The sequence below is a fragment of the Arthrobacter sp. BGA-UO-ETr-C19 genome (assembly GCF_059568005.1).
Genome location: NZ_JCAQPC010000015.1, coordinates 47,585 through 68,501, shown reverse-complemented (window position 1 = coordinate 68,501; position 20,917 = coordinate 47,585). Strand labels below are relative to the sequence as shown.

Sequence of the window (20,917 nt, the reverse complement as noted above, 5' to 3'; positions counted from 1 at the left end):
CTGCGCGCGGGAAGCAACAGCAGGAATGAGGCTGGAATCAATGGCAGAGTCGACGGCGGAGTCCAGCACGGAAGAGGACGGCCTGACACCGGTCAAGCCCGCCGAAGCGGAACTGCTCATCGTGACCGGAATGTCCGGGGCAGGCCGCAGCACCGCCTCCGATGCGCTGGAGGACCACGGCTGGTACGTCGTCGAGAACCTGCCGCCGCAGATGCTGGGGACGCTCGCCGAACTCGTGTCCCACGCCCCGCAATCCATCCCCAAGCTTGCCGTGGTGATGGACGTGCGCAGCAAGGCGCTGTTCGCCGATATCCGCGCGGCACTGCGGGCCCTCGAGGCCAGCGGCGTCACCTTCCGGGTGCTGTTCCTCGACGCCAGCGATGACGTCCTGGTCCGCCGCTTCGAACAGGGACGGCGTCCGCACCCGCTGCAGGGCGGAGGCCGGATCCTGGACGGCATCGCCGCCGAGCGTGAACTCCTCAAGGAGCTGCGCGACTCCTCGGACCTCGTCCTGGACACCTCGTCCCTGAACGTCCACGGGCTCGCCACCGCGATCACCGAACTGTTCACCGAGACCGGCCCCATCGCGATCCGCCTGAACATCATGAGCTTCGGCTTCAAGTACGGCCTGCCCGTGGACGCCAACTACGTGGCTGACGTCAGGTTCATCCCGAACCCGCACTGGGTGCCCGCGCTGCGGCCGCACACCGGCCTGGACCAGGACGTCAGCGAGTATGTCCTCGGTGCCGAGGGCGTGCCGAACTTCGTGGAACGGTACGTTCTTGCCCTGGAACCTGTCCTGGACGGCTACCGCCGGGAGAACAAGCACTACGCCACCATCGCCGTCGGATGCACGGGCGGAAAGCACCGCTCGGTGGCAGTCGCCATGGAGCTCTCCAAACGCCTCGCACAATATCCCCGCGTAACTGTGACCACGACGCACCGGGACCTGGGCCGCGAGTAATGGGTGTTCTTACCGGCCCGCTGCCCCTGATTCCGCCGGCCGGCCTGACCGGTTCCCAACAGGCCAAGGGACCTACCGTCGTCGCGCTCGGCGGCGGCCACGGCCTTTCGGCCTCCCTCTCGGCACTGCGCCTGCTTACTTCCGAACTGACAGCGGTAGTCACCGTGGCGGACGACGGCGGGTCCTCCGGACGTCTCCGCGAGGAGTACGGCGTCCTTCCGCCCGGTGATCTCCGGATGGCGCTGTCTGCCCTGTGCGATGACACCGACTGGGGCCGGACCTGGCGCGACGTCATGCAGCACCGGTTCCGGTCCGCCCGCGGCGGGGCCTCCCTGGACGAGCACGCCATGGGCAACCTGCTGATCGTCACCCTCTGGGAGCTGCTCGGTGACGCGGTGGCCGGCCTGAAATGGGCCGGGGCCCTGCTCGGCGCCCGCGGACAGGTCCTGCCCATGTCCACGGTTCCCCTTACCATCGAAGGCGACGTGCGCGTCACGGCACCGGACGGCAGCAGCACGGTCACCACCATCACGGGCCAGGCGCGCTGCGCGGTTGCGGGCTCGCTGGAGAGTGTCCGGCTGCTTCCCGAGCAGGCTCCGGCCTGCGTTGAGGCCCTGACCGCGATCGAGCTTGCCGACTGGGTGGTGCTGGGCCCGGGCTCCTGGTACACGTCCGTGCTGCCGCACCTGCTGCTGCCGGAAATGCGGCAGGCGCTCTGCGATACGCCGGCCAAGCGCTGCCTCACCATGAACCTCGCCATGGACACCAAGGAAACGTCCGGCATGTCCGCCGCGGACCACCTTCACGTCCTGCGCGACTATGCGCCGGAGTTCAGCGCGGACGTGGTGCTCGCGGACCCGGCCTCGGTTTCGGACCTGGCCGAGTTTGAGCGGGCAGCGGGGATGATCGGTGCCGAGGTTGTCTTGGGTAGAGTAGGGGCTTCGGGTCGGCGACCGGTCCACGACCCCTTGCGGCTGGCTACGGCCTACCAGGATATTTTCGGGAATAGTTAGGAAAGGTGCCATGGCACTGACAGCATCAGTCAAGGAAGAACTCTCCCGCCTGGATATCAAGAAATCATCAGTCCGCAAGGCTGAGGTCTCGGCCATGCTCCGCTTCGCCGGGGGACTGCACATCATTTCGGGCCGGATCGTCATCGAGGCCGAGGTGGATCTTGCCTCCACCGCGCGGCGCCTTCGTGCCGCAATCGCCGAGGTCTACGGGCACCAGAGCGAAATCATCGTCGTCTCCGGCAGCGGACTGCGCCGCGGCAGCCGCTACGTCGTCCGCGTCGTCCGCGACGGTGAAGCGCTGGCCCGGCAGACCGGCCTCCTGGACGGCCGGGGACGGCCGGTGCGGGGGCTGCCGTCCGTCGTCGTCAACGGTTCTGCCGCCGACGCCGAAGCGGTGTGGCGCGGCGCGTTCCTGGCGCACGGCTCACTCACGGAACCTGGCCGGTCCTCATCCATGGAGGTCACCTGCCCCGGCCCGGAATCCGCCCTCGCGCTGGTCGGCGCGGCGCGCCGCCTGGGGATCCAGGCCAAGGCCCGGGAGGTCAGGGGAGTGGACCGCGTGGTAATTCGCGACGGCGACACCATCGCCGCGCTGCTCACCCGGATGGGCGCCCATGACGCGCTGATGGTCTGGGAAGAGCGGCGCATGCGCAAGGAAGTGCGGGCGACGGCGAATCGGCTCGCTAACTTTGACGACGCCAACCTCCGCCGCTCCGCGCAGGCCGCCGTGGCAGCCGGCGCCCGGGTGGACCGGGCCCTGGAGATCCTCGGCGACGACGTCCCCGACCACCTCAAGTACGCGGGTGAACTCCGGGTGGCCCACAAGCAGGCCAGCCTCGACGAACTTGGCCGGCTTGCCGATCCGCCCATGACGAAGGACGCCATCGCCGGGCGCATCCGCCGGCTGCTGGCCATGGCGGACAAACGCGCCACGGATCTTGGCATCCCGGGCACGGATGCCAATGTGACGCCGGAAATGCTGGACGAGTAAACGGCGCCCATAGAATCAAGACCAGGTGGCGGCTGCTGCCGCCATCGGAGTTTTCCGGATGACCCCGTCATCCGGGATGCACAATCCGAGAGTTAGCACAACCGGACAAACTGTCCACGACATTGGAGGATTTTGTGACCGAGTACGTTCTGCCCGAACTCAGCTACGACTACGCAGCGCTCGAGCCCCACATCTCTGCGCGGATCATGGAGCTGCACCACAGCAAGCACCACGCCGCGTACGTGACGGGCGCCAACAACGCGCTGGCCCAGCTGGCTGAGGCGCGCGAAAAGGGCGACTTCGCCAACATCAACCGGCTTTCCAAGGACCTGGCCTTCCACACCGGCGGCCACATCAACCACTCCGTGTTCTGGAACAACCTCTCCCCGGACGGAGGCGACAAGCCTGAAGGTGAGCTCGCCGCGGCCATCGACGACGCCTTCGGCTCGTTCGATGCCTTCCGTGCCCAGTTCTCCGCAGCTGCCCTCGGCCTGCAGGGTTCGGGCTGGGGCTTCCTGGCCTACGAGCCCATCGGTGGCAACCTCGTCATCGAGCAGCTCTACGACCAGCAGGGCAACGTCGCGCTGGGCACCACCCCGCTGCTGATGCTGGACATGTGGGAGCACGCCTTCTACCTGGACTACGTCAACGTCAAGGCCGACTACGTCAAGGCGTTCTGGAACATCGTCAATTGGGCTGACGTGTCCGCCCGCTTCGCCGCGGCCCGCGCCAACGCGACGGGTCTCATCACCCTCTAAGTGTGACCCGGCGTACACAAAGCAGTAACAAACTTCACATTCGGCGGTTTTAGGGCCGAATTATGGACGGTCCGCCCCCGCACTTGCGGGGGCGGACCTACTTAAACGTAAGATGGATCACGGAAGGCGGTTAGCCTTCAGCAATGAGGCTGGTCGCCCTCCGATCTGAAAAATATCTCTGCCCAAAGGCGTGCGGGATCTGTTAGTTGGCTTGAACGCCCGCTTACTAGTTGTGCTTCCAAGGCACAAAGGAGACTAAAAGTGACCACCCGTATTGGTATCAACGGCTTCGGCCGCATCGGCCGCAACTACTTCCGCGCAGCACTTGCTCAGGGTGCGGACCTTGAGATCGTTGCCGTCAACGACCTCACTAGCCCCGAGGCGCTGGCCCACCTGCTCAAGTACGACTCCGTCGGTGGGCGCCTGGCCGAAACCATCGAGGTCAAGGAAGGCAACCTCGTCGTCAACGGCAACGCCATCAAGGTCCTGGCCGAGCGCGACCCCGCCAACCTCCCCTGGAAGGACCTGGGCGTTGACATCGTCATCGAGTCCACCGGATTCTTCACCAAGGCGGCTGCCGCCAAGAAGCACATCGAAGCCGGCGCCAAGAAGGTCCTGATCTCCGCCCCCGCCTCGGACGAGGACATCACCATCGTGATGGGCGTCAACGACGACCTGTACGACCCCGAGAACCACCACATCATCTCCAACGCTTCCTGCACCACCAACTGCCTCGGCCCGCTGGCCAAGGTTATTAACGACGCCTTCGGCATCGAGCGTGGCCTGATGACCACCGTCCACGCGTACACCGCAGACCAGAACCTGCAGGACGGCCCGCACAACGACCTCCGCCGTGCCCGCGCCGCCGCCATCAACATGGTCCCCACCTCCACCGGTGCCGCCAAGGCCATCGGCCTGGTCCTGCCGGAGCTCAAGGGCAAGCTGGACGGCTACGCCATCCGCGTTCCGGTCCCCACCGGCTCCGCCACCGACCTCACGGTCACGGTTTCCCGCGAGACCACCGTCGAGGAAGTCAACGCCACGCTCAAGAAGGCCGCAGAGTCCGATGAATGGCAGGGCATCCTGACCTACACCGACGCTCCGATCGTCTCCTCAGACATCGTCGGCGACCCCGCCTCGTCCATCTTTGACTCCGGTTTGACCAAGGTCATCGGCAACCAGGTCAAGGTTGTTTCGTGGTATGACAACGAATGGGGCTACTCAAACCGCCTTGTCGACCTCACGGAGCTCGTAGCCGAAAAGCTGGGCTAGGGTTAGCTACATGACATCTCACACCCTCAACGAACTGATCGCTGAAGGTGTCCGCGGGCGGTACATTCTGGTTCGAAGTGACCTGAATGTGCCGCTCGACGGCTCTACAGTGACTGACGACGGCCGCATCCGGGCCTCACTGCCAGTGCTGGGAAAGCTCACGGACGCCGGTGCCCGCGTGCTGGTAACAGCCCACCTCGGCCGCCCCAAGGGCGCCCCTGAAGACAAGTACTCGCTCAAGCCGGCGGTTGCCCGCCTGGCCGAGCTGGCTTCCTTCCCTGTCTCCCTCGCGGAGGACGCGGTGGGACCCTCGGCCAAGGAGAAGGCGGCTGCGCTGCAGGACGGCCAGGTCCTGGTTCTCGAGAACGTGCGGTTCGACGCACGCGAGACCAGCAAGGACGAGGCCGAGCGCGGCGCTTTTGCCGACGAACTGGTCGGACTCACCGGTGAAAACGGCGCCTTCGTGAACGACGCCTTCGGCGCTGTGCACCGCAAGCACGCCAGCGTTTACGACGTCGCCACCCGGCTCCCGTCGTACCTCGGCGACCTTGTGGCCACCGAGGTGGAAGTCCTCCGGAAGCTCACCGCAGACACCCAGCGTCCCTACGTAGTGGTGCTGGGCGGTTCCAAGGTTTCGGACAAGCTCGCGGTCATCGACAACCTGCTCGGCAAGGCTGACACCATCCTGGTGGGCGGCGGCATGCTGTTCACGTTCCTGGCAGCCGAGGGCCACAAGGTGGCCGGCAGCCTGCTGGAAGAGGACCAGATCCCGGTCGTCCAGGACTACCTCAAGCGCGCAGCCGACGCCGGCACGGAATTCGTGATCCCCACTGACGTCGTGGTTGCAGCCAAGTTCGCAGCCGACGCCGACCACGAGACGGTCAGCGCCGACGCCATCGAAGGCAGCAGCTTCGGGGCGCAGGGCATCGGCCTGGACATCGGACCCGAGTCCGCCCGTGCGTTCGCCGAGCAGATCAAGGGTGCCAAGACGGTGTTCTGGAACGGACCCATGGGCGTCTTCGAGTTCGAGGCGTTCTCCGCTGGGACCCGGGCCATCGCCCAGGCGCTGACGGAGACGGACGCGTTCACGGTGGTCGGCGGCGGCGACTCCGCGGCTGCCGTGCGCACCCTCGGCTTCGCCGATGACCAGTTTGGACACATTTCCACCGGCGGCGGCGCCAGCCTGGAATACCTTGAAGGCAAGGAACTTCCCGGCCTGAGCGTTCTGGACCGCTAAAGACACACCAGCCGGCAGGGCACCTTCCGCACCGCGAAGGCGCCCTGCCGGCTGTTCACATGATCAGCACATTTGACCGGCAGTTTTGGAGAACACGTGACTACGTCAACCAACGGCACCTTTGACCGCACGCCTTTGATCGCAGGCAACTGGAAGATGAACATGGACCACGTCCAGGGCATCACCCTCCTGCAGAAGCTGGCCTGGACACTGTCCGACGCCAAGCACGATTACAGCCGCGTGGAAGTCGCTGTCTTCCCGCCCTTCACCGACCTCCGCGGTGTGCAGACCCTCGTCCAGGGCGACGAACTGGACATCGCCTACGGCGGCCAGGACCTGTCCCAGTTCGACTCCGGCGCCTACACCGGGGACATCTCGGGCCAGTTCCTGAACAAGCTCGGATGCAAGTACGTCCTCGTCGGCCACAGCGAACGCCGGACCGTCCACGCTGAGTCGGACGAAGTCCTTAACGCCAAGGTCAAGGCGGCCTTCCGCCACAACCTCATCCCCGTCCTGTGCGTCGGGGAAGGCCTTGAGATCCGCCAGGCCGGAACCCACGTCCAGCACACGCTGGACCAGCTCCGCGCCGACGTCGAAGGCCTCACCGCCGAGCAGGCGGCCGAGCTCGTCGTCGCTTACGAGCCCGTCTGGGCCATCGGCACCGGTGAGGTTGCAGGTCCGGAAGACGCCCAGGAAATGTGCGCCGCGATCCGTGCCGAACTCACCGAACTGTTCGGCGCCGACGTGGCAGCGAAGGTCCGCCTGCTGTACGGCGGTTCGGTCAAGGCCAGCAACGCAGCCGCCATCCTCAAGGAACGCGACGTCGACGGCGTGCTGGTGGGCGGTGCCAGCCTTGATCCCGCTGAGTTTGCTAATATTGTCAGGTTCGAGAGCCACCTCGTAACGGACTAGTCCGTTCATCTGGCGCGCTCCCGCATCCACCAACTTTGGAAAGGCCGTCGTGGACGTTCTTCATGTGATTCTGCAGATCCTGCTGGGCATTACCAGCCTTCTGCTGACCCTGCTCATCCTGCTCCACAAGGGACGCGGCGGCGGCCTGTCAGACATGTTCGGCGGCGGAATGAGTTCGGGGTTGTCCTCCTCCGGCGTTGCTGAGCGCAACCTGAACAGGTTTACCATCATCCTCGGCGTCACCTGGGGCGTCGTGATCATCGCCCTAGGCCTCCTCATGCGCTTCACGGGTGTGGCTGACTCCTAACCCTGTCGCAGCCATCCGGCACGAAAAAGCCCGGCCAATCAGGACCCGTTCCTGCTTGGCCGGGCTTTTTCCTGCCGCTTTCCTGCCGTCAGGGGGAACTGCGGACTAAACTGTCGCTATCGGATCTAACGGCAGCGCCGCCATTAGCAGCGAGGGAGTTCCCATGGTGCATTCCTCTTCAGGATTCCGCGGCACCCGCGTGGGTGTCATTCAAGGGGGCGGATTGAAGAACCAGGGGGATGATCCTCTCGGGGAACCCCTGCCGCGTATTTGTGTGTCCTATTGGTGCGCCATGGGACATGAGACGCGGCCTGTTTTTCTTAAGCTGCCGGACGACCAGATTCCGGACGTCTGGGACTGCCGCCAGTGCGGCCGGCCGGCGTCGCGCAATCCCGGTGCCGGGGTTCCCGGCGAAGCCCCGGAAGAGGGCTTCAAGACCCATCTGGAATACGTTAAAGAAAGACGCTCCAGCCAGGACGCCGAAGACGTTCTGGCTGGAGCGTTGCAGCGGCTAAGAGCCAGCCGGCGCCTTCCTGACTAGCTGTTCAGGAACGCGCGAGGCCGCGTTTTCGTCGATCAGCCACAGCGTCCGGGACCGGCCGGCGGGACCGGACGCGGGCACCTGCACGGGGTTGGCCCCGGCCAGGGCCAGGCCCACCGCACCGGCCTTGTCTTCGCCTGCCACCACCATCCACACCTCCGCAGCGGTGTTGATCGCCGGCAGGGTCAAGGAAATGCGCTCGGGCGGCGGCTTGGGGGAGTTGCGGACCCCCACCACGGTCAGCTGCTTCTCGCGGATGCCGCCCTGCTCCGGGAACAGGGATGCTACGTGCGCGTCAGGACCCACACCGAGCAGGACGACGTCGAACCGGGGAAGCCTGCCCGGTTCCTCCGGACGGTCGTCCGAAGCGTCCGCGGCGTGCTCGGCCGCTGCCGCCTCGCCGAGGCGGCGCGCGTAGTCCTCGGCGGCCTGTTCCGGTGATTCAAAGTCATCCGTCGACCCGGGCACATGGACGCGCGCAGGATCAACATCGATGTGCTTCAGAAGCGCCTCCTGGGCCTGGAACGCATTGCGGTCCGGGTCCTGGGAGCCGACGAAGCGTTCATCACCCCACCAGAAGTTCACCTTGGCCCAGTCCACAGCGGGCGCGGCCGGCGAATCCGCCACGGCCTTCAGCGTTCCGATGCCCACCGTACCTCCGGTAAGCACCACCGTGGCTTCACCGAATCGGTCCTGCACATCCACGAGCTTGGTGATCAGGCGGGCCGCGATGGCGGCCATGAGTACGGAAGAGTCAGGATGGATGCTTACTCTGGGCTCAGCGCTCACTGGGACGGACACTCCTTAGATTGGTACGTGGCAGTCCAATAGTAATCACTTCGCCGAATACTTCGTCGGGGTCCAGGCGGCGCAGTTCTTCGGCGAGGCAGTCCCGGAGGCTGCGCCGCGGGAGCGAGATCCGTTGTGCGGGCTGGCCTGGCTGGGTGAGTTCGGCGATGGAAAGCCCGGGACGGAAGAGCTGGACGTCCCCGCCGGGGCGGGTCAGCCGGACCCGGCGGATCCCGGTGCCTGCGGGGTCCGCGACGATCGTGACCGGGGCGTCCAGGGACAGGGTCAGCCAGGCCGCGAGCAGGATGGTGCTGGGCGAGTCCGAGGCGCCTTCGACCGCGACGGCGGTGACGGGCGAGGAGTCGGCCTGGTCCAGGACCGCGGCGAGCTGGATGCGCCAGTTCGTCAGCCGGGTCCAGGCGAGGTCGGTGTCGCCGGCCTTGTAGGTGTTCCGGATGTTCTCCAGCGCCACCTGGGGCTCGGCTTCGTTCGCCGAGTCCGTGATCCGGCGGTGCGCGATCCGCCCGATCGAGGTTTCGGACGCGTTCTTCGGTGCCCCGTGCGGCCACCAGGCCACGATCGGGGCGTCGGGCAGCAGCAGCGCGGCGACGAGGGATTCGCTTTCCTCGGCGAGTTCACCGAAGCCGCGCAGCACGATGACCTCCGACGCGCCGGCGTCCCCGCCGACCCGGATCTGCGCGTCGAGTCGGTTCGGCGCGGACGAGCCGGCGTCGGCGAGCACGATGATCCGGCAGGGGTGTTCGCGGCTTGCCTCGTTGGCCGCCTCGATCGCTTCTTCCTCGAGCCCGGATTTGGTGACCACCACGAGGGTGAGGACCCGGCCCAGGGCGATCACGCCGCCCTGCTCGCGCAGGGACTGGATCTTCTTGGAAACGTTCGAGGTGGTGGTGTTCGGCAGGTCTACGATCATGGCCTTCTCCAGGTGCGTCCGTCACGGGCCAACAGCTCGTCAGCGGAGGCAGGGCCCCAGCTGCCGGGCGCGTACGGCTCGGGCTGTTCGCCCAGGCCGGCCCAGTACTCTTCGAAGGGGTCCAGGATCTTCCAGGACAGCTCCACTTCCTCGTGCCGCGGGAACAGCGGCGGCTCGCCCAGCAGCACGTCCAGGATCAGCCGCTCATACGCTTCGGGGCTGGACTCGGTGAACGAGTGCCCGTAGCCGAAGTCCATGGTCACGTCCCGGACTTCCATCTGGGTGCCGGGGACCTTGGACCCGAACCGGATCGTGGCGCCTTCGTCGGGCTGGACCCGGATCACCACGGCGTTCTGGCCGAAGTCGTCGTCGCCGTGGTCACGGAAGAGCAGGTTCGGTGCCCGCTTGAACACCACCGCGATTTCGGTGACCCGGCGTCCGAGCCGCTTGCCCGCGCGCAGATAGAACGGCACCCCGTTCCAGCGCCGGGTGTTGATGTCCACCCGGATCGCCGCGTAGGTTTCGGTGGTCGAGTCGGCCGGGATGCCCTCTTCCTCCAGGTAGCCCTGGACCTGCTCCCCGCCCTGCCAGCCGCCGGCGAACTGCCCGCGGGCCGAATGCGTGGATAGGTCCTCCGGTAGCCGGACCGCGGCGAGGACCTTCTCCTTCTCCGCGCGCAGGTCGTCCGCGTTGAAGGAGATGGGTTCTTCCATTGCCGTCAGGGCGAGCAGCTGCAGGAGGTGGTTCTGGATCACGTCGCGGGCGGCGCCCACGCCGTCGTAATACCCTGCCCGGCCGCCGGTGCCGATGTCCTCGGCCATGGTGATCTGCACATGGTCCACGTAGTTCGCGTTCCACAACGGCTCGAACAGCTGGTTCGCGAAGCGCAGCGCCAGGATGTTCTGGACCGTCTCCTTGCCCAGGTAATGGTCGATCCGGAACACCGCGTCCTGTGGGAACACGGACTCCACGATGTCGTTGAGCTGACGGGCGGATTCGAGGTCGTGCCCGAACGGCTTTTCGATCACCACCCGCCGCCACTTCTCGCCCTCGGCCTGCGCCAGGCCGTGCTTGGACAGCTGCCGGCAGACCTGCTCGAAGGCCTTCGGCGGGATCGAGAGGTAGAACGCGTGGTTGCCGCGGGTGCCGCGGTTCTCGTCGAGTTCCTTGATCGTCTCGCCGAGCCGCTCAAACGCCGAATCGTCGTCGAACGCGCCCTGCACGAACCGGATGCCCTCGGAGAGCTGGTTCCAGACCGCCTCATCAAACGGGGTCCGTGCGTAGGACTTCACGGCGTCCTTCACCTCCGCGGCGAAGTTCTCGTTGTCCCAGTCCCGCCGGCCGAAACCGACCAGCGCGAAGCTGGGCGGCAGCAGGCCACGGTTGGCGAGGTCATACACGGCAGGCATGAGCTTCTTACGGGCAAGGTCCCCGGTGACTCCGAAGAGCACAAGCGAGGACGGTCCGGCAATCCGGTTCAGCCGCCGGTCCCGCGGATCCCGCAAAGGGTTCCCGGACCGGGCCGCTGACCTCTTGCCGTTCAAGGTATCTGGCATGGTTTATTCGGTGCCTTAGCTCTCAGTGGCGGATGCTGCCTGGCTGGCCAGCGACGAAACGATCTCCTGCAGCTGGGCGACGCCCGCTGCGCGGTCGGTGAGGTGCAGGCGCAGCACGGGCCGGCCGTGCTCGCCGAGGACCTGGGCGTCGCCGGCGGCCTGGGCCGCGATCAGCTCGCCGAAGGTGAAGGGACGCTCCGGAATGGCGAGGTCCTGAGCGGACGCCGCGGTGACCTGCAGGAAGACACCGATGGCGGGGCCGCCCTTGTGGAACTGGCCGGTGGAGTGCAGGAACCGCGGTCCCCAGCCGAAGGTGACCGGCCGGCCGCTCACGGCGGCGAGGTCGTCCCGGACGCCCTCCAGCTGGGAGTAGGCCAGACGGTCGAAGTAGGCCTGAACGCTCAGGTAGCCGTCGCCACCCAGCTGCCCTAGAAGAGCGGAGACCGCAGCTGCTGCCGTGGCGGCGTCGCCGAGCCACTCGCCGCCGCGGACCTCGATCGCGCCGTCAACGAACTTGGCCGGGGTCGGTTCCGGCTGCGCGTCCAGCAGTCCGCGGGCAGCCACCTTAGCGGCCTCGACGTCGGGCTGGTCGAACGGGTTGATGCCGAGCAGGCGCCCGGCCACGGCGGTGGCGAATTCCCACACCATCATCTGCGAGGCAAGCCCGCCGGCAACGGCAACTTCGTTCTCGCCGAGTTCGACGTCGGAATCAGCGCTCACGAGGCGGACCACCAGGACGTCTTCAGCGCCGGAGGTGACTTCCGGAGCGTCCGGCCCCGCGACCACCGGCAGGATGCCGGTGCCGAGCTTGCCCGTGGATTCAGCGATGAGCTGTTCGGCCCAGTCAGCAAATCCGACGATGCCGGAGCCGTCCTCCGCGATAACCACCTTGTTCCGCAGCGGGTTGGTGCCGCCCAGGGCAGCACCCAGGGCCAGCCCGATGTTCTCGGGGGCGTCCTCGTTCAGGATCTCGGCAACTTCCTCTGCCTCGTCCAGCAGGGCTGCGATGTCCACACCGGCCAGGCCGGAGGGGACCAACCCGAAAGCGGTCAGCGCCGAGTAGCGGCCGCCCACGTTCGGGTCCGCGTTGAACACGGCGCGGTACCCGGCGTCGCGGGATGCCTTGTCCAGCGGGGAACCGGGATCGGTCACCACGATGATCCGGCTCTTGGCATCGAGGCCGGCTTCGGTGAAGGCATGCTCGAAGATCCGGCGCTGCGAATCGGTTTCCAGGGTCGAACCGGACTTCGAGGAAACCACGATCGCGGTTTCCGTCAGACGGTCCGCAAGGGCAGCACCGACCTGTTCGGGGTCGGTGCTATCCAGCACAGTCAGCTCGACGCCAGCGGTGCCGGCGATGACTTCCGGAGCAAGGGAGGACCCGCCCATGCCGCACAGGACAATACGGGTCACCCCCTCGGCCTTCAGGGCATCCCGGAGTTCCAGGATGCCGTCCACCAGGGGCCGGGAGACGGTGGCCGCCTCGACCCAGCCAAGGCGGATGGCCGACTCGGATTCCGCATCCGGACCCCACAGGGTGTGGTCCTTGGCGAAGATGCGCGTGGCAACGCGGTCTTCCACGAGGGCGGGCAGGTGCTGCTCAAGAGCCTTCCGGGCGGCACCGGTGGCGTCGTAGCTGAGTGTGCTCATTGTGGACTAGGAAGCCTTCCGTGCAGTGGCGAGGGCACCTTCAACATCGGCCAGCAGTTCCTTCCAGCTGGCCACAAACTTGTCCAGGCCTTCGGATTCCAGCAGGGCGACGACCTCGTTGTAGGACACACCGAGGGCGTCGAGGGCGTTGAGGGTGGCGTTCGCTTCATCGTAGCCGTTGGTGATGGTGTCGCCGGTGACCACTCCGTGGTCGAAGGTGGCGTCCAGGGTCTTCTCCGGCATGGTGTTCACGACGCCGGGGGCGACGAGCTCGGTGACGTAGAGGGTGTCCGGGTAGGCCGGGTCCTTCACGCCGGTTGAAGCCCACAGCGGCCGCTGCGGCAGGGCGCCGGCCTCGGCCAGGACTGCCCAGCGTTCGGTGGAGAAGAGCTCCTCGTACACCTGGTACGCGAGACGGGCGTTGGCAACGCCGGCCTTGCCCTTGAGGGCCTTGGCTTCCTCGGTGCCGATCGCGTCCAGGCGCTTGTCGATTTCGGTGTCCACGCGGGAGACGAAGAACGAGGCGACGGAGTGGATCTTGGACAGGTCGTGGCCGTTGTCCTTGGCCTGCTCCAGACCGCTCTGGAAGGCGTTGATGACTGCCCGGTAGCGCTCGAGGGAGAAGATCAGGGTCACGTTGACGCTGATGCCCTCGGCCAGGGTTGCCGTGATGGCTTCCAGGCCCTCAAGCGTGGCAGGGATCTTGATGTGGACGTTGTCGCGGTTGACCTTCTTGTAGAGGTGCTTCGCTTCGGCGATGGTGCCTGCAGTGTCCCAGGCCAGGCGGGGGTCCACCTCGATGGAGACGCGGCCGTCGACACCCTTGGTTGCCGCGGCGATCGGGGCGAAGAGGTCGCAGGCGTCGGCGACGTCCGTCGTCGTGATCTCGAAGATGGTCTCTTCGATGGAGGCGCCGGCAGCGGCCTGGGCCGCGATGGTGGCGTCGTAGTCAGTGCCGGAGGTGATGGCGGCGTGGAAGATGCTGGGGTTCGTGGTGACACCCACAACGTTCTTCTCTTCGATCAGCTTCTGCAGCGTGCCGGTCTTCAGGCGGCCGCGGGAGAGGTCGTCAAGCCAGATGGACACGCCGGCGTCGGAAAGCTGCTGGGTGGGAGTGCTAGTCATTTCTAATCTCCTTGAACTGTGGGGGGTCTGTCAGGACTGGAGTCCGGCGAGGGAATCCTTGGCGGCGGCGGCAACAGCTTCTGCCGTGATGCCGAATTCCTGGAACAGGCGCTTGTAGTCGGCGGATGCGCCGTAGTGCTCGAGGCTGACGGAGCGGCCGGCGTCGCCGACGAATTCCTTCCAGCCCAGGGCAAGTCCTGCTTCGACAGAGACGCGGGCCTTGACCGCTGCGGGCAGGACAGCCTCGCGGTAAGCAGCGTCCTGCTTGTTGAACCACTCGACACACGGCATGGACACCACGCGGGCGGCGATGCCTTCGGCCTGGAGGGCCTCGCGGGCCTGGACGGCCAGCTGGACTTCCGAGCCGGTGCCGATCAGGATGACCTGCGCGTCCACGGTCTTGCCGTCCTTTGACGCCTCGGCCAGCACGTAACCGCCCTTCGCGACGCCCGCCGTCGAACCGAAGGTGTCACCCTCGGCCGCGCCCTCGCCACGCTCGTAGGTGGGGATGTTCTGGCGGGTCAGGACAATGCCGGCCGGGTTCTCGTGGTTCTCCAGCATGGTCTTCCAGGCTGCCGCAACCTCGTTGGCATCGCCCGGACGGACGACGTCGAGGCCGACGATCGCACGGAGGGTGGCGAGCTGCTCAACCGGCTGGTGGGTCGGGCCGTCCTCACCCAGGCCGATGGAGTCGTGCGTCCAGACGTACAGGGACGGCACGCCCATGAGGGCGCCGAGGCGGATTGCCGGACGCTGGTAGTCGCTGAAGATCAGGAACGTGCCGGAGAACGCACGGGTCTTGCCGTGCAGCGAGATGCCGTTCACGATCGACGCTGCGGCGTGCTCACGGATACCGAAGTGCAGCACCCGGCCGTAGGGGTTGCCGGACCAGGCGTTGGTCTGCTTGCCGGCGGGAACGAACGACGGCGAGCCCTCGATCGTGGTGTTGTTGGACTCCGCGAGGTCGGCCGAGCCGCCCCAGAGTTCCGGCATGACCGGACCGATGGCGTTCAGGACCTTGCCGGACGCGGCGCGGGTGGACACATCCTTGCCTGCCGGGAAGACCGGCAGGACGCCGTCGAGCTCGGCGGGGAGCCGGCGGGCCTCGACGCGCTCCAGCAGGGCAGCGGCTTCCGGGTTGGCGGACTGCCACGCGGAGAAGGACTCTTCCCACTCCTTGCGTGCGTGGGCACCGCGGTCGACGACGGAGCGGGCGTGGGCCAGTACGTCCTCGTCCACCTCAAAGGACTTCTCGGGGTCGAAGCCGAGGACGTTCTTCAGGGCTGCCACTTCTTCCGAACCGAGGGCCGAGCCGTGGATCTTGCCGGTGTTCTGCTTCTTCGGAGCCGGGTAGCCGATGATGGTGCGCAGCGAAATGATGGACGGCTTGGAAGTCTCGGCCTTCGCAGCAAGCAGAGCGGAGTAGAGCTCCTGAACGTCTTCCTTGTAGTCGCCGGTCTTGGTCCAGTCCACGCGCTGGGTGTGCCAGCCGTAGGCTTCGTAGCGCTTCAGGACGTCCTCGGTGAAGGCGATGTCGGTGTCATCTTCGATGGAGATGTGGTTCTCGTCGTAGATGACCACGAGGTTGCCCAGTTCCTGGTGGCCGGCCAGGGACGAAGCCTCCGAGGTCACGCCTTCCTGCAGGTCGCCGTCGGAAGCGATGACCCAGATGGTGTGGTCGAACGGGCTCTCGCCGGCGGGAGCATCGGCGTCGAACAGGCCGCGCTGGCGGCGCTGGGAGTACGCGAAGCCGACCGAGGAGGCCAGGCCCTGGCCCAGCGGGCCGGTGGTGATTTCCACGCCGGCGGTGTGCTTGTATTCCGGGTGGCCCGGGGTCAGGGAGCCCCACGTGCGCAGTGCCTCAAGGTCCTTCAGTTCCAGGCCGTAGCCGGAGAGGAACAGCTGGATGTACAGCGTCAGGGACGTGTGGCCGGGGGAGAGGATGAAGCGGTCGCGGCCGATCCAGTCCGGGTTCTTCGGGTCGTGCCGCATCAGCTTCTGGAACAGAAGGTAGGCGGCCGGAGCCAGGCTCATCGCGGTGCCGGGGTGGCCGTTGCCGACTTTCTCCACGGCGTCGGCCGCCAGGACGCGCACAGTGTCAACGGCGCGCTGGTCGAGGTCGGTCCAAGTCAGTTCTTGCTCTTTCAAATGTGCCACGTAACCGGGCCCCTCTCTGTGTTAACGGCAACCGGTAAAGACACACAGCGGGAGGGCATAATCGGTGCCCGCTGCATTTGTCCTTACCAGCCGTTCACCATTGAAACGTTTGATCTTCATTCAGTCGCCGGACGGTATGGAATGCGGTTTCTTGCCCGTCTTCCAGTGTGCGCTGATCTGCAGACAGCTTAGCTCTATTCCACACTTCGAGCGGCCAAAATCTCACCAGTTGGACGCAATTTCTCTTTTGTGAATCACCCGTGCCGTGAGGCTGCGTTAATGTGATTGAAGCAAGCGCGAACGAATCATTTTCAGTGATTTCCCGTCACACGCCGATGCCAGCGATCCATGCGGGACCGCGGTATGATATCGGGAGGCCACCGGCGGACAGGGCGGGCTCAATTGCGCACATGACAGCCCCGCGACCGCCGTTGAGGGATCGGTCCGGACCGCGTGTCCGGACGGACTGATCAGATAAACAGCCAGACAGAAACAGAGTGACTGCCACGTGAGCACAACAGATACGCCGCTGACCTCTTCCCGGGTCCACGGAAGAGCCGGACTAGCCCGCAAGGCCAAGGCGTACCTTGCACTCACCAAGCCCAGGGTTATTGAACTCCTGCTGGTCAGCACCCTGCCCACCATGATTTACGCGCAGCGCGGCTTCCCGTCGCTCGGCCTCATTATGGCCACCCTCGTGGGCGGCGCGTTCGCTGCCGGCAGCGCCGGTGCCTTCAACTGCTACATCGACCGCGACATCGACAAGCTGATGCACCGCACGGAGAAGCGCCCCCTGGTGACCGGTGAGGTCACGCCGCGTGAGGCCCTGATCTTTGCCTGGCTGCTGGGCGCCGCTGCCATCGCCATCCTTTGGTTCGGCGCGAACCCGCTCTCCGCCTGGCTCGGACTCGGCGCCATCATCTTCTACGTCGTCATTTACACGATGATCCTCAAGCGCCGCACGGCGCAGAACATCGTCTGGGGCGGTGCCGCGGGCTGTTTCCCGGTGCTGATCGCCTGGTCCGCGGTGACCAACACGGTTGAGTGGCCGGCCTTCGTGCTCTTCATGGTGATCTTCCTCTGGACCCCGCCGCACTACTGGCCGCTGTCCATGCGCTACGGCGAGGACTACCGCAACGCCAACGTGCCGATGCTCGGTGCCATCGCCGGCGCAAAGGTCGTGTCCGTCCAGGTGGTCCTGTACGCCTGGGCCATGGTGGCCTGCTCGCTGCTCATGATCCCGGCGGGCAACGCGGGCTGGGTTTACACTGCGGTAGCCGTGCTGGCCGGCGCCTGGTTCCTGTACGAATCCCACGCGCTCTACAACCGGGCGCAGGGCGGGGACCTCTCCGACAAGGGCGCCATGAAGGTCTTCCACGGCTCCATCAGCTACCTGACGCTCCTCTTCATCGCGCTGGCCGTCGATCCGTTCGTCGGCTCGCCGATTATGGGCTAACCCACCCGCCCGGAACGCCCCCTCACATCCTGCGGGTTTTCCCCGGACGCCCCCTCACGTCCTGCGGGTTTCCCCCGGACGCCCCCTCACATCCTGCAGGTTTCCCACGGACCCTTCCTCAGGTCCTGCGGGTTTCCCACGGACCCTTCCTCAGGTCCTGCGGGTTTCCCACGGACCCTTCCTCAGGTCCTGCGGGTTTTCCCCGGACGCCCGCCCAGGACCTGCTGAATGCAGAAACGCCCCTTCACTTCATATGAAGGGGCGTTTTTCTTGGCCGCAGGATCTGTCAATTATTTGCTGTAATCAGGGTGGTTTCTTGCGCGCCCAGTCAGCTGCCGAACTAGTTCATCGTCCACCGTATCGATCTAGGCGGCCGTCTCATCCGCTACGGCGCTCTCCCTCTCCCTCGGAGATTACGCCAGACAATGTACGCTCCCGCGCGAAGCGACGAAACCTGAGGAAGCGTCCCGCGTGAAGCGACGGGACCTGAGGAAGCGTCAGGAATGCAGCGACGGGACCTGAGGAAGCGTTGTAACTACCCGACGGGGCTGGAGCGGGCGATGTCGGCGGCGTTGGTTGCCGCGGCCATCAGCAGGGCAGCACCCAGCATGTGCGCGCCCACGAGGAGCGCCGGGATGCCGTTGTAGTACTGCGTGAAGCCAATGACGGCTTGGAGCAAGGTGACGCCGAGAAGCATCAGCACGGCCGTCCGGAACGTCCCCGAGATGCCGCGGCGGAACACAAAGTACACGGCGAGCAGCGTGCCGGCGGTGACCAGGTAGGCGGGCACGGCATGGACGTGCGAGAACAGGTCCCAGTCCAGGTTGTTGCGGGGAGCCTTGGCGTCACCCGCGTGCGGTCCGGCGCCGGTGACCACAACGCCCAGCATGACGGCGATCGCGGAGAAGAGCGCGACGGCGGTCATCACCGGCCGCAGGACTCCCGGCAGTGACATGAGCGGAAGGGCCCGGAACCGGCCCGTCCTTCCGTAGGCCCGGTTGACCAGCAGCGTGGCGAAAACCACCAGGGCCATGGACACCAGGAAGTGCAGGCCAACCACCCACGGGTTCAGCCGGGTCAGGACGGTGATGCCGCCGATGATGGCCTGCGCCGGGATGCTCGCCAGCAGACCCAAGGCCAGCAGGAACAGGTCCTTGCGCTCCTTGCGCAGGTTCCACAGGTAGACCAGCATGAGCGCTGCGACGGCGGCCAGGGCGAACGTCAGCAGACGGTTGCCGAACTCGATGAAGCCGTGGATGCCCATTTCGGGGGTGTTCACCAGGGAATTGTTCGTGCACCTGGGCCAGGTGGGGCAGCCCAGGCCCGAGGCGGTCAGCCGGACGGCGCCGCCGGTGACCACCAGGACCGTCTGCCCGATCAGGGACAGCACGGCCAGGCGGCGGACGGTGGAATCGACGGTGACGGGCAGCCTGGATGCCAGGCGGCCGACGAACTGGGGGAGGCGCGAAGCCGTACTCACTTTATTCTCAATTCCATTTGAACCAGCGGATGGCTGCTGCGCCGGCGAGAACCGTCCACATCAGCAGGACAAGGACAGCGTTGCCGTTCACGGCGCCATGCAGGAACGCGTCGCGCAGGCCTTCGCCGAGGGCCCCGGACGGCAGCAGGTGGACGGTGTTCTGGGCAAGTTCCGGCAGCCGCTGCATGGGGATCACGATGCCGCCCAGGGCGCCGAGGAGGATCCACAGCAGATTCGTGATGGCCAGCGTGGCCTCGGGCCGGACAGTGCCGGCCACCAGCAGGCCCAGAGCGGTGAATGCGGCCGCGCCCAGGACAAGCAGGCACAGACCGGGCAGCACGCCCAGCGGATTTGGCCGCCATCCCAGGGGGAAAGCGACGGCGGCGACGATGACTATCTGGATCACCAGGACGGCCAGGACCGCGAGGATCTTCCCGGCGATGAGACCGGCCCTCCCCAGCGGCGTGGTGGACAGGAACCGCAGCACGCCGTACCGGCGGTCGAAGCCGGTGGCGATGCCCTGTCCGGTGAAGGCAGTGGACATGGCGCAGAGCGCGAGGATGCCGGGGACGGCAACATTGATCCGGCTGTCCCCTATGCCGTCCAGCAGCGGAGTGACCGTCAGTCCGATCAGGGCAAGGAGCGGCAGGACCACTGCCAGAATCAGCTGCTCGCCGTTCCGGAGCATTGTGGTGGCCTCGTATTTGCCCTGCAGCAGGATCCGGCGGAGCAGGGGAGCAGGTGCGCTGCCCGTGGCTGTCGTCATCGGATTTCCCTTCCGGAAATGTCAAGGAATACATCTTCAAGGCTCCGGGCCTCCATGCTCAGCGAGCCCGGCATGATGCCGTGGTGTGCCCACCATGCCGTCAGCGCGGCGAGGTCCTCGGGGGTCAGCGCCCCGGTGGCCGAGTAACTGCCCGAACGGGTCTCGCGGATCTCGATCTCGGCGGGCAGCACTCCGGTGAAGTCCAGCCCCGGCAGTGCCTCGAAGTGCAGCGTCCGGACGTGGTCCCGGTGGGGCGTCTCCGGCATGTTGTGCTGGAGCAGCTGGGCCACGGTGCCCTCCGCAACATTTCTGCCGGCGTCGATGATGTAGACGTAGTCGGCGAGGCGCTGCGCATCATCCATGAGATGAGTTGTCAGGATGATGCCCATCCCGCCGTCCCGGAGTTCGGCGATCAGTTCGAAGACCAGCTGGCGGGATTGCGGATCCAGCCCGGCGCTTGGTTCGTCCAGGAACAGCACCTCAGGGTTGCCGATCAGGGCGGCGGCGAGGGCCAGTCGCTGCTTCTGTCCGCCGGACAGCCGGCGGACATTGGTCCGGCTGAGGGTGTCGATGCCCAGCCGCTGCACCAGCTCATCAAGCGGCCTGGGGTTGCGGTACATTCCGGCGATGTGCCGGAGCAGGGGAATGGGACGGGCCGACGGCGGGAGGCCGCCGTCCTGGAGCATGACGCCGACCCGGGCGCGCAGTTGCGCACCGGCGGTGCCGGGATCGGCTCCGAGCAGCGTGATAGTTCCGCCCGTGCGCTTCTGGAGCCCCTGGGCGCATTCGATGGTGGTAGTCTTGCCGGCACCGTTGGCTCCGAGCAGCGCCGTGACTTCGCCGCGGCCGGCGACGAGTGAGACGTCGCTCACCACCCTGAGCATCTTGCCATCGAGGGTGGGGAGCGGACCGACGTCCTTGATGAGCCCGTCGATGGTCAATACGGGGGATTTGGGGGATCGCACCCCAGCATTCTACGGGAAGTAGTACTGCCGCCGGTGAGCGGATGAGC

At 66.3% G+C, this 20,917-nt stretch carries 19 protein-coding genes; 10 read left to right on the top strand and 9 right to left on the bottom strand.

The genetic code is table 11. The features are described 5' to 3' along the window. Positions 1–40: 40 nt before the first annotated feature. From rapZ to AC57BR_RS07565, 9 genes are all read left to right on the top strand, one after another. A complete protein-coding gene (rapZ, locus tag AC57BR_RS07605; RefSeq protein WP_496359161.1) occupies positions 41–964 on the top strand; it encodes an RNase adapter RapZ in 924 nt (307 codons plus the stop codon). Further along, positions 964–1,977: a gluconeogenesis factor YvcK family protein gene (locus AC57BR_RS07600; RefSeq protein WP_377950947.1), complete on the top strand. Its 1,014-nt coding sequence runs from the start codon at positions 964–966 to the stop codon at positions 1,975–1,977. The genes rapZ and AC57BR_RS07600 overlap by 1 nt, the downstream gene beginning before the upstream one ends. A gap of 10 nt (positions 1,978–1,987) precedes the next feature. Next, positions 1,988–2,968, top strand: coding sequence for a DNA-binding protein WhiA (gene whiA, locus AC57BR_RS07595; protein WP_102974294.1), 981 nt, complete (start codon positions 1,988–1,990; stop codon positions 2,966–2,968). A gap of 134 nt (positions 2,969–3,102) precedes the next feature. Continuing rightward, positions 3,103–3,726, top strand: a complete 624-nt coding sequence (locus AC57BR_RS07590; RefSeq protein WP_003805561.1) for a superoxide dismutase — start codon at positions 3,103–3,105, stop codon at positions 3,724–3,726. Positions 3,727–3,987: 261 nt separating this feature from the next. After that, positions 3,988–4,998, top strand: coding sequence for a type I glyceraldehyde-3-phosphate dehydrogenase (gene gap, locus AC57BR_RS07585; RefSeq protein WP_496359160.1), 1,011 nt, complete (start codon positions 3,988–3,990; stop codon positions 4,996–4,998). 10 nt (positions 4,999–5,008) lie between these two features. Next, positions 5,009–6,235, top strand: a complete 1,227-nt coding sequence (locus AC57BR_RS07580; protein WP_496359159.1) for a phosphoglycerate kinase — start codon at positions 5,009–5,011, stop codon at positions 6,233–6,235. A gap of 96 nt (positions 6,236–6,331) precedes the next feature. Continuing rightward, positions 6,332–7,147, top strand: a complete 816-nt coding sequence (tpiA, locus tag AC57BR_RS07575; RefSeq protein ID WP_496359158.1) for a triose-phosphate isomerase — start codon at positions 6,332–6,334, stop codon at positions 7,145–7,147. 49 nt (positions 7,148–7,196) lie between these two features. Then, positions 7,197–7,454, top strand: coding sequence for a preprotein translocase subunit SecG (gene secG / locus AC57BR_RS07570; protein WP_003805565.1), 258 nt, complete (start codon positions 7,197–7,199; stop codon positions 7,452–7,454). A 163-nt stretch (positions 7,455–7,617) separates the two neighbouring features. After that, a complete protein-coding gene (locus tag AC57BR_RS07565; RefSeq protein WP_496359157.1) occupies positions 7,618–7,995 on the top strand; it encodes an RNA polymerase-binding protein RbpA in 378 nt (125 codons plus the stop codon). On the opposite strand, the gene pgl is transcribed toward AC57BR_RS07565, so the two are convergent. The 6 genes from pgl to tkt are packed head-to-tail and all read right to left on the bottom strand — an operon-like array spanning position 7,966 to position 16,194. Then, positions 7,966–8,784 carry a 6-phosphogluconolactonase gene (gene pgl / locus AC57BR_RS07560; RefSeq protein WP_496359156.1) on the bottom strand — a complete coding sequence of 273 codons (819 nt, stop codon included), beginning with the start codon at positions 8,782–8,784 and terminating at the stop codon, positions 7,966–7,968. The genes AC57BR_RS07565 and pgl overlap by 30 nt on opposite strands. Further along, positions 8,774–9,715, bottom strand: coding sequence for a glucose-6-phosphate dehydrogenase assembly protein OpcA (locus AC57BR_RS07555; protein WP_307102693.1), 942 nt, complete (start codon positions 9,713–9,715; stop codon positions 8,774–8,776). Before AC57BR_RS07555 ends, pgl begins: the two co-directional genes overlap by 11 nt. Beyond that, positions 9,712–11,271 (bottom strand): glucose-6-phosphate dehydrogenase, encoded by a 1,560-nt coding sequence (zwf, locus tag AC57BR_RS07550; RefSeq protein WP_496359155.1) that lies wholly within the window; start codon positions 11,269–11,271, stop codon positions 9,712–9,714. Before zwf ends, AC57BR_RS07555 begins: the two co-directional genes overlap by 4 nt. A gap of 15 nt (positions 11,272–11,286) precedes the next feature. Continuing rightward, complete coding sequence (locus AC57BR_RS07545) at positions 11,287–12,921, bottom strand: phosphoglucose isomerase-related protein (protein ID WP_496359154.1); 1,635 nt, start codon at positions 12,919–12,921, stop codon at positions 11,287–11,289. Positions 12,922–12,927: 6 nt separating this feature from the next. Then, positions 12,928–14,046 (bottom strand): transaldolase, encoded by a 1,119-nt coding sequence (gene tal / locus AC57BR_RS07540; protein WP_496359153.1) that lies wholly within the window; start codon positions 14,044–14,046, stop codon positions 12,928–12,930. Positions 14,047–14,076: 30 nt separating this feature from the next. Next, positions 14,077–16,194, bottom strand: coding sequence for a transketolase (gene tkt / locus AC57BR_RS07535; protein WP_496359608.1), 2,118 nt, complete (start codon positions 16,192–16,194; stop codon positions 14,077–14,079). A 517-nt stretch (positions 16,195–16,711) separates the two neighbouring features. Here tkt and AC57BR_RS07530 point away from each other — a divergent pair. After that, positions 16,712–17,659, top strand: coding sequence for a heme o synthase (locus AC57BR_RS07530; protein WP_496359152.1), 948 nt, complete (start codon positions 16,712–16,714; stop codon positions 17,657–17,659). Between the two features lie 535 nt (positions 17,660–18,194). On the opposite strand, the gene AC57BR_RS07525 is transcribed toward AC57BR_RS07530, so the two are convergent. From AC57BR_RS07525 to AC57BR_RS07515, 3 genes are read right to left on the bottom strand one after another with little or no spacing between them, the layout of a single operon-like run. Further along, complete coding sequence (locus AC57BR_RS07525; RefSeq protein WP_496359151.1) at positions 18,195–19,139, bottom strand: COX15/CtaA family protein; 945 nt, start codon at positions 19,137–19,139, stop codon at positions 18,195–18,197. A 7-nt stretch (positions 19,140–19,146) separates the two neighbouring features. Further along, positions 19,147–19,905: an ABC transporter permease gene (locus tag AC57BR_RS07520; protein ID WP_496359150.1), complete on the bottom strand. Its 759-nt coding sequence runs from the start codon at positions 19,903–19,905 to the stop codon at positions 19,147–19,149. Continuing rightward, complete coding sequence (locus AC57BR_RS07515) at positions 19,902–20,870, bottom strand: ABC transporter ATP-binding protein (protein WP_496359149.1); 969 nt, start codon at positions 20,868–20,870, stop codon at positions 19,902–19,904. Before AC57BR_RS07515 ends, AC57BR_RS07520 begins: the two co-directional genes overlap by 4 nt. Positions 20,871–20,917: the final 47 nt, after the last annotated feature.